Source organism: Tenacibaculum aiptasiae, from assembly GCF_965221665.1.
In the GTDB taxonomy this organism is placed as follows: Bacteria; Bacteroidota; Bacteroidia; order Flavobacteriales; family Flavobacteriaceae; genus Polaribacter; species Polaribacter aiptasiae.
This window is the reverse complement of sequence record NZ_CBDCSN010000002.1, coordinates 2,218,171-2,232,336: the sequence shown is the minus strand read 5'-3', so window position 1 is coordinate 2,232,336 and position 14,166 is coordinate 2,218,171. Positions and strand designations below refer to the sequence as shown.

The 14,166-nt window shown below is 31.3% G+C and carries 13 protein-coding genes, 4 tRNA genes and 1 pseudogene; 3 read left to right on the top strand and 15 right to left on the bottom strand.

Going from position 1 to position 14,166, the window contains the following annotated elements; translation table 11 throughout:
* Positions 1-71: 71 nt before the first annotated feature.
* The 13 genes from ACOQN8_RS10675 to ACOQN8_RS10615 all read right to left on the bottom strand — a co-directional run bounded on the left by ACOQN8_RS10675 (position 72) and on the right by ACOQN8_RS10615 (position 8,890).
* Positions 72-144: transfer RNA gene (locus ACOQN8_RS10675), tRNA-Thr, on the bottom strand.
* A gap of 12 nt (positions 145-156) precedes the next feature.
* Positions 157-229: transfer RNA gene (locus ACOQN8_RS10670), tRNA-Gly, on the bottom strand.
* 67 nt (positions 230-296) lie between these two features.
* Positions 297-379 (bottom strand) — tRNA-Tyr (locus ACOQN8_RS10665).
* Positions 380-421: 42 nt separating this feature from the next.
* Positions 422-495, bottom strand: a tRNA-Thr gene (locus tag ACOQN8_RS10660).
* Positions 496-592: 97 nt separating this feature from the next.
* On the bottom strand, positions 593-901 hold the full coding sequence (locus ACOQN8_RS10655) for an HPF/RaiA family ribosome-associated protein (RefSeq protein WP_150900584.1): 309 nt from the start codon (positions 899-901) through the stop codon (positions 593-595).
* Positions 902-913: 12 nt separating this feature from the next.
* Positions 914-1,801, bottom strand: coding sequence for a tyrosine-type recombinase/integrase (locus ACOQN8_RS10650; protein WP_420552658.1), 888 nt, complete (start codon positions 1,799-1,801; stop codon positions 914-916).
* Between the two features lie 82 nt (positions 1,802-1,883).
* Positions 1,884-2,081 carry a 30S ribosomal protein S21 gene (rpsU, locus tag ACOQN8_RS10645; RefSeq protein WP_150900580.1) on the bottom strand — a complete coding sequence of 66 codons (198 nt, stop codon included), beginning with the start codon at positions 2,079-2,081 and terminating at the stop codon, positions 1,884-1,886.
* Between the two features lie 95 nt (positions 2,082-2,176).
* The gene (locus tag ACOQN8_RS10640) at positions 2,177-3,559 is read right to left on the bottom strand and encodes an alpha-amylase (RefSeq protein WP_420552657.1); all 1,383 of its coding nucleotides are present in this window, start codon (positions 3,557-3,559) and stop codon (positions 2,177-2,179) included.
* Between the two features lie 234 nt (positions 3,560-3,793).
* Positions 3,794-4,960, bottom strand: a complete 1,167-nt coding sequence (locus ACOQN8_RS10635) for an acyl-CoA dehydrogenase family protein (protein ID WP_420552819.1) — start codon at positions 4,958-4,960, stop codon at positions 3,794-3,796.
* A 17-nt stretch (positions 4,961-4,977) separates the two neighbouring features.
* Positions 4,978-5,892 carry a ComEA family DNA-binding protein gene (locus tag ACOQN8_RS10630; RefSeq protein WP_420552656.1) on the bottom strand — a complete coding sequence of 305 codons (915 nt, stop codon included), beginning with the start codon at positions 5,890-5,892 and terminating at the stop codon, positions 4,978-4,980.
* Between the two features lie 12 nt (positions 5,893-5,904).
* Complete coding sequence (locus ACOQN8_RS10625) at positions 5,905-7,503, bottom strand: alanine/glycine:cation symporter family protein (RefSeq protein ID WP_420552655.1); 1,599 nt, start codon at positions 7,501-7,503, stop codon at positions 5,905-5,907.
* 158 nt (positions 7,504-7,661) lie between these two features.
* The gene (locus tag ACOQN8_RS10620) at positions 7,662-8,666 is read right to left on the bottom strand and encodes a potassium channel family protein (RefSeq protein ID WP_420552654.1); all 1,005 of its coding nucleotides are present in this window, start codon (positions 8,664-8,666) and stop codon (positions 7,662-7,664) included.
* A complete protein-coding gene (locus ACOQN8_RS10615) occupies positions 8,663-8,890 on the bottom strand; it encodes a PspC domain-containing protein (RefSeq protein WP_150900572.1) in 228 nt (75 codons plus the stop codon). The genes ACOQN8_RS10620 and ACOQN8_RS10615 overlap by 4 nt, the downstream gene beginning before the upstream one ends.
* A 111-nt stretch (positions 8,891-9,001) precedes the next feature.
* On the opposite strand from ACOQN8_RS10615, the gene uvrA reads away from it, so the two are divergent.
* Positions 9,002-11,827 carry an excinuclease ABC subunit UvrA gene (gene uvrA / locus ACOQN8_RS10610; protein ID WP_420552653.1) on the top strand — a complete coding sequence of 942 codons (2,826 nt, stop codon included), beginning with the start codon at positions 9,002-9,004 and terminating at the stop codon, positions 11,825-11,827.
* Positions 11,828-11,899: 72 nt separating this feature from the next.
* Here the strand turns inward: uvrA and ACOQN8_RS10605 are convergent, their stop codons facing one another.
* Both ACOQN8_RS10605 and ACOQN8_RS10600 read right to left on the bottom strand, forming a co-directional pair.
* Positions 11,900-12,694 (bottom strand): hypothetical protein, encoded by a 795-nt coding sequence (locus tag ACOQN8_RS10605; RefSeq protein WP_420552652.1) that lies wholly within the window; start codon positions 12,692-12,694, stop codon positions 11,900-11,902.
* Positions 12,691-13,251 (bottom strand): RNA polymerase sigma factor, encoded by a 561-nt coding sequence (locus ACOQN8_RS10600; RefSeq protein WP_420552651.1) that lies wholly within the window; start codon positions 13,249-13,251, stop codon positions 12,691-12,693. Before ACOQN8_RS10600 ends, ACOQN8_RS10605 begins: the two co-directional genes overlap by 4 nt.
* 124 nt (positions 13,252-13,375) lie before the next feature.
* Here ACOQN8_RS10600 and ACOQN8_RS10595 point away from each other — a divergent pair.
* Positions 13,376-13,588: pseudogene (locus ACOQN8_RS10595) on the top strand (CHAT domain-containing protein); the annotation flags it as partial.
* A 70-nt stretch (positions 13,589-13,658) separates the two neighbouring features.
* On the top strand, positions 13,659-14,156 hold the full coding sequence (locus tag ACOQN8_RS10590) for a hypothetical protein (protein ID WP_420552650.1): 498 nt from the start codon (positions 13,659-13,661) through the stop codon (positions 14,154-14,156).
* Positions 14,157-14,166 lie beyond the last annotated feature (10 nt).

Sequence of the window (14,166 nt, the reverse complement as noted above, 5' to 3'; positions counted from 1 at the left end):
TAATTTTAATTCTTAGTTAAATATATTTAGTGTTATTTTAAAACTCTTTTAAACTCTTTTCACTAAAAAAGAGCCAATGACCGGATTTGAACCGGTGACCTCATCCCTACCAAGGATGCGCTCTACCAACTGAGCTACACCGGCTTGGAATTTTAGAGCGAGAGACCGGGTTCGAACCGGCGACATTCAGCTTGGAAGGCTGACGCTCTACCAACTGAGCTACTCTCGCCTATTTAAAACCGCTAATTTAATAATTAAACCTAGATTTAAAAATCATTTTTTCAGTTTTAAAAGAGTGGGGAGAGCAGGATTCGAACCTGCGAAGTCGTAAGACAACGGAGTTACAGTCCGTCCCATTTGGCCGCTCTGGAATCTCCCCAAGATTTTCAATAAAATCTTATCCGTTTTGCTTAAGAACTTGAGCCGATGAAGGGACTCGAACCCCCGACCTGCTGATTACAAATCAGCTGCTCTAGCCAGCTGAGCTACATCGGCAATTGTTATAAAAAAACAATCCGCTATTTCTAACGGACTGCAAATGTATAAAGTAATTTTTAATTTTTAAAACTTTTTTGAAATATTTTTTATCTTTTTATGAAACCAATGAATCTCTATGTTTTTCTTTTGATTTTTTCAGGCTTCTTTTTAATGATTCAATCGCAATGCTGACACCCTCTTCAAAGGTTTTTGTTTGTTTTTTCACCATCAACTCACTTCCTGGAATATTAATTTTAATTTCAGATATTTTATTTTCTTTTTCACTAGTATTTTGAACTTTTAAAAAAACCTCTACGTCTACTATTTTATCATGAAACCTTTCTAAACCTCCTACTTTCTTTTCTATGTAACTTATCAACTTTTTATCTGCTGTAAAGTTTACTGACTGCGTGAATACTTTCATAATTTTCAATCTTTAATTAGGCTCCCTAGGGTGAGCACTGTTATATACTTTCTTTATTTGCTCCAAGTTATTGTGCGTATAAACTTGAGTGGAGGCTAAACTTGAATGCCCTAGTAATTCTTTAACCGAATCTAATGACGCACCATTATTAAGTAAATGTGTAGCAAAAGCATGCCTTAAGATATGTGGGCTTTTTTTTACTTTAGTTGACACCCTACTAAAGTACGCATTTATTATTCGGTAAACAAGAGTTTCATAAATTTTAACTCCCTTTTTGGTTATCAAAAGTTCAGCTACATTTTCCAACTCATAGTCTTTTTTAAAATCAATATACTGATTCAAAGTATCTAACACCGTTGGCAACAACATTATATATCTTTCTTTATTTCTTTTTCCTAAAACCTTTATAACTTTCTTAACAAAATCAACATCCTTTTCTTTGATATTTATTAACTCTGTTCTTCTAATCCCTGTTGAATACAATAACTCTACTATTAAGCGGTCTCTTACTGATTCAAAATCGGTGCCTTCCTTCATAATATCCAAAACTTCTCCCACCTCATTTTGATCAAAAGGTACTTGTATTTTTTTTTGAACTTTTAATGCTTTGTGTTTTGACAAGGGATTTACTTTAACCTCTCCTATTTTTTGTAAAAAAGTATAGAACGTTTTTAAAGAGCTCATTTTTCTATTCACACTCCTATTTGAAATACCTTCATTTATCAAACTCACCATCCAAGTCCTAATTTGATTATAATGAATTTCCGTTAGTTTTTCATCTTCATATTCAACTACACAAAAATCTCTAAAAGCAATTAAATCAGTTTTGTATGCTTGAATTGTATGTTTTGAATACTTTTTCTCATGAGTTAAGTATTCTAGAAAAGCTTCTAATAACATTTGAAAGTTTATTTAAAATAAATGTACAAAAAAACCTGTATCGAAATCAATACAGGTTTTATATCTTTAAAATAGCTTATTCCTAACCTATTTCTTCTTTTGTTCTTAAACTCTGAACGTAAGATGCTTTTATCTTCTGAGCACGCTTTACAACAGATGGCTTATTAAACTGCTTTCTGTCACGTAATTGTTTTAACGTTTTAGTGTTACTAAATTTACGCTTATAACGTTTTAACGCTCTATCGATATTCTCTCCTTCTTTTACTGGAATAATTAACATTTGTTAGCACCTCCTTTCATTGTAGTCTCTAAATTTATTATTTTAGGACTGCAAAGGTACTGAGTATTTTTTAATTAACCTGCAAAAAAATTATTTTATTTTGGAGCCCAAACTGAGTAGCTTTTTGGCGGTACTTGTATTTTAACCCACTTTCCTCCTTGTGTTACAGGTTCCCATGAAGAATGTCCAGTATAATCTTTAATTCGAGTATTTGACCAATTGGTTTCTATCCAACGCTCTTGCCAATGATTTGCATTGTTAATATACACTACTAAACCTGCATTATTGTGTCCATTTCTTCTTGCAATGTATTCATCATTGTCAGTATATAAGTTTGTAGTACTTCCTCCTGCTAAGTTATTATGTATCCAAATCAAATTATTCAATCTTTCTTTATTTAACCATTCTTCATAATCTCTATAAAACATTGTTGGATACCCTTCATGTGTTAATATATATGCATAGGCTAACATTTTACCTCCATAGATTTCATTAGTATCATGATTAGTTACAAACGTTACCGCTCTACTCGCATTTCTCTTCCATAACATATCTTCGTTTAACTTATTTAAGTTATTACCATCAAATGCGTCTTTCATTCTATAATAACATGCAAAATCAAAAGCACTTGCTTCTGCTTGTCCTGACCACCAATCTAAAGTACCCGCATTTCCATCCCAGTATTCTCCAACTGTAAATCCTCCTACTTCATTTTTCCAATCTTTTACAACCCATGGTTCAAAACCTTTTACATAATCAAAACGCCAACCATCAAATCCCATTACATTTTTATAATATTTAGCAACTGACTCTGGATTTTTCCATAATTCATTTTGAACTCTTACTTGGTGATGCGATAAATCTGGAAATCCTCCAAATACCCCTGTGTCATTATTAAAGTTATGATTCGGATGAAAATCGTTATAATCTCTTATAAATCTTCCTGACATTGGTGTAAACTTAGTCCAATTTGGCTGACCATTAACTGGGTTCACTTCACTTTGGCCTCCACTATTATGATTGATAACAATATCTGCTATAACACTTAATCCAGCTCCGTGTGCTGATGAAATTAAACTTTTCAACTCATTTTCAGATCCAAAACGAGTTTCTACACTTCCCATTTGATTATATTTTCCAAAATCAAAATAATCGAAAGGATCATACCCCATCGAGAAAGCTCCATTTTGTGCTTTTGTTGCTGGCGGCAACCAAATAGCATCCATTCCTGCATTACTCCAATCTTGCACTTTACCTTTAACTGTGTTCCACCAATTCCCTCCTGCTGGAACATCCCAGTAAAACGCTTGCATCATTACTCCAGTTCCTATTTGTTTTAAGCCTGGTCTAGCCGACGCTTGTATTGTTTCTTTCTCTTGTGATTTTACGTTTAATTCTTCTGATAATTCTGCTGAACATCCTAAGAAAACTGTTATGATTGGCACAAGAAACCAATGCTTTTTTTGAAGAGTTTTCATTTAATATATTTTTAAATTTGGTTTCAAGTTATACATTGAATTTCAGACCGCGAAATCGTTATAGCTCCGAAATCGTTTTCGTGTTGAAAACTTATTGACTTTTAATTTTTTTCCTTCTCAAAAAGTTAATTTCACAAAAAAACCACTCATTAAACGAGTGGTTTTTATTTTTTTTATCATTTTGGTTATAAAGTCAACATTTAACAAAAATAAATTAACCTTATTAAAAAACGATTACGTCGCTGGCTTATACTCTTTCTTATCGATTACCATTTTTGCGATAATCTCTTTTAAGATTTCAGAGGTACCACCTCCTATTGGACCTAATCGGCTATCTCTTAATAAACGTGCTAAAGGATACTCTTCCATATATCCATAACCTCCTAATAATTGTAATGCATCATAAATTACTTCATCAGCCATTTTAGTCGATAATAATTTACTCATACTAGCTTCCTTTACCACATAATTACCATCATTAAGCCTCTTTGTAATTGAATAATTATATTCTTTACACATATCTATTCTACTTGCCATCTCTGCAACTTTATGACGTAATGCTTGGAATTTATCTAATGTTTTTCCAAAAGCTTCTCTTTCACTCATGTATTGAACTACATAATCTAAAGCGTACTCTGCTCTTGCATGAGCATTAACCCCCATTACTAGACGTTCTAAAGCAAAGTGCTGCATAATGTAAGGAAAACCTTTCCCTTCTTCTCCCATTAAATTTTCTGCTGGAATCACAACATTATCAAAAGCTATCTCTGCTGTATCTGATGCTCTCCATCCTAATTTATCTAATTTTGTTGATGATATCCCTGGTGTTTCTCTATCTACCACAAAAATACTCATCCCTTTATGCTTATCCTCTGGATTTGTTTTTGCTGCTACAACTAAGTAATCCGAATACACTCCATTTGTAATAAACGTTTTTGATCCATTTATCACATAAGTATCTCCATCTTTTATAGCTGTGGTTCTCATTCCAGCCACATCACTTCCTCCAAATGGTTCTGATATACATAAACACCCTATTTTTTCACCATCAATACTTGGAGTTAAATACTCTCTCTTAATTCTATCATCTCCTTCTTTATTTAAATGTGTCATTGCTAAATATGCATGTGCCCACATATTTGCTGCAAAACCTCCTGAGTTTATTTTTTGCAGCTCTTCTAAAAAGATTACGGTATAAAAAAGATCAAGGTTTAATCCTCCATATTCTTCTGGTTGATTCAAACCAAAGTATCCCATTTCTCCGAATTTCTTCCAAATAAAACGTTCAACTGTTCCTTCTTTTTCCCATTTATCTATATAAGGAGTAACCTCCTTTTGTAAAAACTCCTTAAAGCTTTGACGAAACGCCTCGTGTTCTTCAGTAAAATACATACTGTATATATTTTGTTGTTGTTTGTTTATTTTGCTTCCAAATATAAAACTATTCTCTCGTATTTGTCTACTGGGAATCCATCTATATTTTTTAATTCTGAGATATCTTGTAATTCTGCCACTTCATCTCTGTATTCAAAAATCTTTTTACATAAATCATAATCTATATATGGATTTTTAAGCACTTCTTTAAACATAGCTGTATTTACATTTATTTTTTCAATCTTAGGTTTTCTACCTATTTTAAACTTTGATAAAATATCATTGATTATTTCTTTTTCTAAACCCCAAACTTCATTCAATTGCTCTTTATAAGTAAACCCTTGTATCTTCTTTCTATATTTTAAAATACGATCAGCAATAACCTCACCAACTCCATTTATTATTTCAAAATCTTTTTTTGTTGCTTTATTTATATCATTAGTTGAAACTAATTTTTCTACTTTATTTTCAATAGTATTAGATTCTAACTTACTACTTCTAACAAGTATAGCTTTCTTTTCTTTTTTCCGCTTATTTCTATTAACAACCCAATCTGGAAACTTAAAGTATGGAGCTATCTTATTTAATAGACTATCGGACACCTCAGTTATTTTTTGGAACTCTTTTTTAGAATTCACATATCTATTTAGGTTTCTATATGCATGTAACCTATCTATTTCTTCTACAGACATACCCAACTGATATCCTTTATAATCGGTAATGTAATTTGGATTGAAAGGGTGTATTTTAAACTTTCTTTTTTCTATAGCTACTCTTTTTAAGCTATCAATCTTATTTTTAAAGACTAATAACTCTTCTGTATCATTGTTAATTATATCGTTTGAAGAAAAGTCTACAAACAAATAAATACTTTGCAATACAACTATAAGTATTATTAAAAAGAAAATCCCATTTCTTTGGCGTTTGTTATACCAGAAATAGGATTTAATATTTTTCATCGTTTTTCTTTTTTAGCTTTTTATCGCATCAAGATAACGCTTTAATTGCTTTTTCACAATTGGGAATAAGAAATATAATCCTACCATATTAGGGAAAATCATCGCAAAAATCATTGCATCTGAGAATTTCCAGATAGATCCCATACTTGCTGCTGCTCCAATAATTACAAAAATTAAGAACAATACTTTATATGTTAAATCTGCAGCCTTACCTCTACCAAATAAGAATTTCCAAGATTGTAATCCATAGTAAGACCAAGAAATCATTGTTGAAACTGCAAATAATACTACAGCTACAGTTAAGAACACATTAGAATAAGGTATATATTGAGCAAAAGCTTTTGATGTAATTCCCGCTCCTTCATATGCTACTCCATCAATTAATACTGCTCCGGAACCGTTTCCTCCATATTGGAATACAGCACCATCTCCACCACCAAAGTTAAAGATAATAATTACTAAAGCTGTCATAGTACAAATAACCACAGTATCAATAAATGGTTCTAATAATGCCACTAATCCTTCAGACGCAGAATATTTAGTTTTTACAGCAGAGTGTGCAATTGAAGCCGAACCTGCTCCTGCCTCATTCGAAAATGCAGCTCTTTGGAACCCTACTAATAATACTCCCATTATAGTACCTACTCCCATTGCAGTAGGGCTAAATGCTTCTTTAAAGATCAACCCAAAAGCATCATCAATAAAACTAAAGTTACTAAATATTATATATAAACATGCTAATAAGTACATTACTGCCATAAAAGGTACAACCTTTTCTGTTACAGAAGCGATTCTTTTAATCCCTCCAATAATAATAATACCTACTAAAACAGCTAAAACTACTCCAATAATAGCTCCAGCACTAGTACTCTCTAATCCTAATAATTCTTTTAAAACTATTGTAGCTTGATTTGACTGTGCTGCATTACCACCACCAAAAGAACCTCCAATACAGAAAATAGCAAAAAATATAGCTGCTACCTTTCCTAACATTTCGAAACCTCTCTCTTTTAAACCTTTACTTATATAGTACATTGGCCCTCCATATACAGTACCATCACTACCTACATCTCTATATTGAACTCCTAAAGTACACTCTACAAATTTTGTAGACATTCCTAATAATCCACAAACAATCATCCAAAATGTAGCTCCTGGTCCTCCCAAAGCAATTGCTAAAGCAACCCCTGCTATATTTCCATTTCCTACTGTACCTGAAACTGCTGTTGCTAATGCTTGGAAATGCGAAACCTCTCCTTCTTCACTCTCATCTCTAATTGTTTCAATTGAATCTCCACCTGGAGTAACATCTCCATAAGCTGGTTCCACTACTGCATGATCTACTTCATCATACTTTCCTCTTACAACATTAATAGCTGTTTTAAAGTGAAGGATATTTGGAAATTTAAAATATATTGTAAAAAATAACGCACTTCCTACTAGTAATATTAATACAAAAGGAATTCCAAAAACTTGAAAGAAAATAGCGTTAAAAAAAGTATCAGCAATTGGTTGAAACGCTTCATCAATTTGTTGGTCTAAACCTTTTTCTTGTGCAAATGTTAACATCGGTACTATCATTAGTAGTAACGTGAGAAGTTTTTTATTCATGATTTTTGTGTTGGTTTTTTTGAATTAGTAGCCCGCAATATCTTAAAAAAATGTACTTTCAACAAGTTTTAATCGTTAAATGTAATTTTTACTTGAGATTTATTTAAAATTTTAACGGTTTTTATTTATTTATTTTTAAGAAAACTCATATCAATTTACTAGAACAATTCTCTAAGTTTTATAATTTGTTCTGGACGGCCTAATACAATCAAATTAGCCCCTGCTGTTAATCTTACAGAAGCTTCTGGGTTAATAATATATTCTTTTTCTAAAGTCCTGTACCCTATCACAGTACAACCTGTTTTTTTTCGTAAATCTAAATCTAAAATAGTCTTATCTAAATATTCGTGAGGTAAATTATCAATAGCTATTTCTTCTAAATTCGCTGTAGTATCTCCTTCTATTGTTAGCCTATCTACAAACTCAATAACATCTGGGGTTACTACCAAAGAAGCCATATGTGCTCCTCCTAGTTTATCTGGCATAATTACATTATCTGCCCCAGCTATTTTAAGTTTATTATAAGAGGTTTCCTTAGAAGCTCTACTTATTATTTTACAATTTTTATTTAGCTGATTTGCTGTTAACACAACAAATAAATTATCTGCATCCGAAGGCAAAGCCGTAATCAAATTACTAGCATTTAAAATTCCTGCTCGTATTAGCGTTTCATCTGTAGTTGCATCTCCTTCAATATTCAGGACTCCTTTTTCATCAAGTAATTTAATTATACTCTCATCCTTCTCTACAACTACAAAATCTTTCTTATAACTATTTAGTTTTGAAATTGCTTGTTTACCATTTCTTCCAAAACCACAAACTATTGTATGCCCTTGTAATTTTTCTATTTTTTTTTGCACTTTTTTTATTTTTAAACGGTGAAAAAATTGCCCACTTATTAAGTATTCTGAAAATGACGATACTGCATATCCGAAAATAAAAAGGCTCGATAATATTAATCCTATTGTAAAAACCTTTTCTCCTGTTCCAAATGGATGTACTTCACCAAAACCAATGGTAGTTATGGTTATTACAGTCATATATAAAGCATCAATAAAAGAGTAATCAAATAACAAAGCATAACCAGCTACACCAATTGTTAAAATTAGTATTGAGAAAAAGATGGCTTTATATAACCTTGATCGAAATACCCTTTTTATCATAAATCAAATACCGAAGTTCTTTTTGTATAAATCATATCTTTCAACTTCAATAAAAATGCTAGAATAAGGTATATCCCAAAAGACAATCCTATTGTTACAAAAGACATATAAATAAAAAACAAACGTACATTACTCGTTCTGATCCCTAAACGATCTGCAAACCTTGAAGACACTGCAAAACCATGTCGTTCAAAAAAATGACGTACCGAGTCAATTAATTTCATATTTATCCGTTTTTTATGGCAAGATACCAATTTACAGCGATTTGTTAATAACATCGGTATTAAAATAAGTTTGGTTTTGGTAACTTTGCTTTTTTCTGAAAAATAGGCACTTTGAAAGAACAAGAATACATTGAGGTATACGGAGCTAGGGCTCACAACTTAAAAAACATCGACGTAAAAATACCACGTGAAAAGCTAGTTGTTATTACTGGTTTGAGTGGTAGTGGTAAATCTTCTTTAGCATTTGATACTATTTATGCTGAAGGTCAACGTAGATACATTGAAACTTTTTCTGCTTATGCTCGTCAATTCTTGGGTGGATTAGAAAGACCTGATGTAGATAAAATAGATGGTCTTTCTCCTGTTATTTCGATTGAACAAAAAACCACTAACAAAAGTCCTCGTTCTACCGTAGGTACTATTACAGAAATTTACGATTTTTTACGTTTACTTTTCTCTCGTGCTGCCGATGCCTATTCTTACAATACTGGAGAAAAAATGGTAAGTTATTCTGACCAACAAATAAAAGATTTGATTCTTAAAGATTTTGCCGATAAACGTATCGCTATTCTTGCTCCTTTAATTAAATCGAGAAAAGGACATTATCGTGAGTTATTTGAACAAATTTCTAAACAAGGCTTTGTTCGTGTTCGTGTTGATGGTGAGATTAGAGAAATTGAAAAAGGAATGAAACTAGATCGATACAAAACTCACGATATTGAAGTAGTTATTGATCGATTAGTTGTTAATCCTTCTGCCGACAAAAGATTGGAAGAAACCATAAAAACAGCATTATATACTGGTAATAATATTTTAATGGTTATTGATGTTGATGATGAAAAACCTCGTTATTTCAGTAGAGAGTTAATGTGTCCTACATCTGGGATTGCTTATCCAAACCCAGAACCAAATACTTTTTCTTTTAACTCACCAAAAGGAGCTTGTTCTCATTGTAATGGACTAGGAATTACGAATGAAATCAATCAATTAAAAATAATTCCAGATGCTAGTGTTTCTATAAAAAATGGAGGAATTGTTCCTTTAGGAGAGCAAAAAAACAGTTGGATTTTTAAACAATTGCAAAGCATTGCTGAACGATACAAGTTTAAATTAAGCGATCCAATTAATAAAATCCCTAAAGAAGCCATGGATGTTATTTTAAATGGCGGCAAGGAAAAATTTGAAATAAAATCTAAAACAGCTGGAGTTACCAGAAAATATGAAATTGATTTTGAAGGAATTATTTCTTTTATCCAAAGTCAATATAAAAATGCTGAAAGTTCAACTATAAAAAGATGGGCTAAAGGCTTCATGGACGAAGTTAAATGTTCAACTTGTGAAGGTAAGCGATTAAAAAAAGAAGCTCTTCACTTTAAAATTACTGATAAAAGCATTAGTGATTTAGCACAAATGGATGTTGTTGAATTAGCAAATTGGTTTTCTACTATAGAAGATAAGTTGACTGAAAAACAACTAACTATTGCTTCTGAAATTTTAAAAGAAATTAGAACCAGAGTCCAGTTTTTATTAGATGTAGGTCTTGATTATTTAACCATTGACAGAACATCTAAATCATTATCTGGTGGGGAAGCTCAACGTATTCGTTTAGCTACACAAATTGGTTCTCAACTTGTAGGTGTATTATATATTTTAGATGAACCTAGTATTGGATTACATCAACGGGATAACGAAAAGTTAATTCAATCACTTATAAAATTAAGGGATGTTGGAAATTCTGTTTTAGTTGTAGAACACGACAAAGACATGATTGAACAAGCCGATTTTGTATTAGATATAGGCCCTGGTGCTGGACGTCATGGAGGTGAAATTGTTAGTGAAGGAACTTTTGACGATTTAAAATCTCATAGTACTTTAACTGCAGATTATTTGACTGAAAGAAAAGAAATCGCTGTTCCTAAAGAAAGAAGAAAAGGAAACGGGAACTTTATCAAACTTACTGGAGCTACGGGTAATAACTTAAAAAACGTTAATGTTACTTTTCCTCTTGGACAAATGATTTGTGTTACTGGTGTTTCTGGTAGTGGAAAATCTACTTTAATCAACGAAACCCTTTATCCTATTTTAAATGCTCATATTTATCGTGGGGTAAAAAAACCTATGCCTTATAAAAAGATTGAAGGTTTAGAGCATATTGATAAAGTTATTGATATTGACCAATCGCCAATTGGAAGAACTCCTAGATCGAATCCTGCTACTTATACAGGTACTTTTGGCGAAATTAGAAGTTTGTTTGCAAAAACTCCTGAAGCTTCAATTAGAGGTTATAAACCTGGTCGCTTTAGTTTTAATGTAAAAGGTGGTCGTTGCGAAACTTGTCAAGGTGGTGGAGTACGTGTTATTGAAATGAACTTTTTACCAGATGTTCATGTAGAATGTGAAACTTGTCAAGGAAAACGTTTTAATAGAGAAACTTTAGAAATTAGATATAAAGGAAAATCTATTTCTGATGTTTTAGAAATGACCATTAACGAAGCTACTAAGTTTTTCGAACACATTCCTAAAATATTCAGAAAATTAAAAACCATCAAAGATGTTGGTTTAGGTTACATCACATTAGGGCAACAATCTACTACTCTTTCTGGTGGAGAAGCACAACGTATAAAACTAGCTACTGAATTATCTAAAAGAGATACGGGTAATACTTTCTACATCTTAGACGAACCTACAACTGGCTTACATTTTGAAGATATTCGTGTTTTGATGGATGTATTAAACCGACTAACTGATAAAGGAAATACTGTTTTAATTATTGAACATAACCTTGATGTTATCAAGCTTGCCGATCATATTATTGATGTTGGTATGGAAGGTGGTAAAGGTGGTGGACAAATTTTAACTACGGGTTCTCCAGAGAAAGTAGCAAAACATAAAACTAGTTATACTGCTAAATTCTTAAAAAGGGAATTGGTAAAATAACAGCTAAACAATGTAAAAAATAGAGATTTTACACAGTGTAAAATCTCTTTTTTTATCGAAGTCATCTAATTATTATTCTAACTTCTCTAATAATTCTTTTGCTTCTTTTTGCTTATAACTTGTATTAGTCAACAAAATATTTAATTCTTCCTTTGCTTTTGTTAATTGCTTAGACTTCACATACAATAAAGCTTTATACCAATGCCCTTTGGGAGCATCAATTAAATCGCTATTAATTAAAAGGTCTAAAGTTTTTTCTGCCTTGCTATAGTTATTTAATTCAATTAACGAAATAGCTTTATAAAGATAATAATTCCCATCTTTTAATTCTGGATTTGAAACTTGTTCTAAACTCGATAATGTCTCATTATACTTTTTCTCTTTAAAATAATTTTCGGCTGAAATTAGGTTTGCTTTATCAGATGCTTCTCCTCTGCTCGTAAAAGAAGGTAACTCGTTTAACATAATATATTCATTGTAATAATCTGATGAATTATTACCATTAAAAATATTTAAGGTTACCAGTAACAATATAGTTGCAGCTACTCCTGAAATATAAAACAACCTTCTTTTCTTAGATTGGTTTTCTTCTTTATAGACCTTATTAACTTCTGAAAGTGTTTTTTGTAAACTATTTGCTTCTTCCGAGCGAAACAACTCAGTATATTCTTGTACTTCTTCAGAATTTACATTCTCTACAAAACTCCAACTCTCTTCATTAAACGATTCAAACAACTCTTTTTCTATAGTAAAATGCTCTTTAAAAGCTTCGTCAGTTTCTACTCTTTTAAGAAATGTTTCTTTTTCTTCATTAGAAAGTTCATTTCTCAAAAAACGTTCAATTAGTATATCATCTTCTAAGTTCATATCTCTCTTAATGAATTATATCTTTTATCTGCCTTAATAATTTCTGTTAATTTCTTTTTACATTTAAAAACACGCTGCCTAACCACAGTTTCAGAATTATATTCTGTAGCAGAAACTATCTCGGCATAAGAAGTTTTAGCAAAAAACATAAATAAAATTTTCCTACAATTTTCTGAAATCTCTTTCATTTTCTCTATAAACAATTCCTGTCGTTTTTGTTCTACTAATGCCAATGAGTTTTCTCGTTCCTCATTAGCCAGTTCAACAACTTCACTATTTGTTACCTTATTTTTATGTTTATTTAATTCTCTACGCCATAAGTTTTTACATATGGTAAACAAATACGCATCAAAACTCGTAGTAATGCAAAACTGTTCCTTTTTATAACGTATAGCTATTTGTAGTAACGCTCTTTGAAAAATATCTTCAGCATCTTCTATATTACCGTTATTTTTCATTACAAAACTTTTAACCTTTGGTAAATTGTTTTTATAAATGGTAAGTATTGCTTTTTTGTTTTCTTTTACTAGCGCTTTTAAAAAAAAATCTTCTTCCATTTTTTTAAGTTGATTTACAAAAGTAAAATTTTATACTTTTGTTTGGGTAACAAAAAAAAAAAAAATGCACAACTAAAAAGAAAACAATATTAAAATTTAATTTTTATGAAAAAATTTAAAAGATAATCAGTCTAAAAATGAAGCCTTAAACAACGCGAAAAGAAACTATTTAAAAAACCATTCTTTAACTGAAAGGTCTCCTTATTACTGGGCTTCCTTTGTGTTAATTGGAGATATAGAACCAATTTCCTATACTAATATTTGGATTTATATAATAATAGGGGTGATTTCTATTTTTAAGTTGGTATTATTTTTTAATAAAAGGCTAAGAAAATAAACCTCACTTTTACGGATAACATTTTAAAATTTCTATAATTAAGAAAAAGAAAACAAAAACATTTTTAATTATGAAAAAAATCAACCTACTACCTCAAACAATTTTATTACTAGTTGCTATTATTTCCTTTAGCTTTACCATAAAAACCTCTATTGAAAGAGAAAAAAAGAACCAGACATCAGAGACTGTTACTGTTACTGTTACTCAATCTACAGATAGATTATTGCTTATATATTCTCCTGGGCTTACCTCTGCTGAAAAGGCACAAGCCAGACAATGCTTTAGCTCATATATAGGCGCTCCAATTATTCAAGCAATAGAATGTGACACAAATGAAAATGCCGAAATATTAAGATTTGCAATTAATATCGAGGTTCCTCCTACAGTAGGTATGAATGCTCCTGAAGATCCAGACGCTCAACAAACTCAAGAAGGAGCTACATTAAACTCGAACTTAATTTCGTTTGATACAGTAATGGAAGCTATTGATGCATGTCCAAACGTTTCTGGAGTTTCATTTAACTATAGTAGTTGTAAAAATTTTGATCCTTCAGCTGATGGACGTTAGACTTAACTAT

Excerpts from the sequence above, each read along its gene's own strand:
- ACOQN8_RS10630 (WP_420552656.1), bottom strand. The coding sequence starts at position 5,892 with ATGAAAAATATTAAATCCTATTTCTGGTATAACAAACGCCAAAGAAAT.
- ACOQN8_RS10625 (WP_420552655.1), bottom strand. The coding sequence starts at position 7,503 with ATGAATAAAAAACTTCTCACGTTACTACTAATGATAGTACCGATGTTA.
- ACOQN8_RS10650 (WP_420552658.1), bottom strand. The coding sequence starts at position 1,801 with ATGTTATTAGAAGCTTTTCTAGAATACTTAACTCATGAGAAAAAGTAT.
- ACOQN8_RS10640 (WP_420552657.1), bottom strand. The coding sequence starts at position 3,559 with ATGAAAACTCTTCAAAAAAAGCATTGGTTTCTTGTGCCAATCATAACA.
- rpsU (WP_150900580.1), bottom strand. The coding sequence starts at position 2,081 with ATGTTAATTATTCCAGTAAAAGAAGGAGAGAATATCGATAGAGCGTTA.
- ACOQN8_RS10600 (WP_420552651.1), bottom strand. The coding sequence starts at position 13,251 with ATGGAAGAAGATTTTTTTTTAAAAGCGCTAGTAAAAGAAAACAAAAAA.
- ACOQN8_RS10615 (WP_150900572.1), bottom strand. The coding sequence starts at position 8,890 with ATGAAATTAATTGACTCGGTACGTCATTTTTTTGAACGACATGGTTTT.
- ACOQN8_RS10605 (WP_420552652.1), bottom strand. The coding sequence starts at position 12,694 with ATGAACTTAGAAGATGATATACTAATTGAACGTTTTTTGAGAAATGAA.
- ACOQN8_RS10655 (WP_150900584.1), bottom strand. The coding sequence starts at position 901 with ATGAAAGTATTCACGCAGTCAGTAAACTTTACAGCAGATAAAAAGTTG.
- ACOQN8_RS10620 (WP_420552654.1), bottom strand. The coding sequence starts at position 8,666 with ATGATAAAAAGGGTATTTCGATCAAGGTTATATAAAGCCATCTTTTTC.
- ACOQN8_RS10590 (WP_420552650.1), top strand. The coding sequence starts at position 13,659 with ATGAAAAAAATCAACCTACTACCTCAAACAATTTTATTACTAGTTGCT.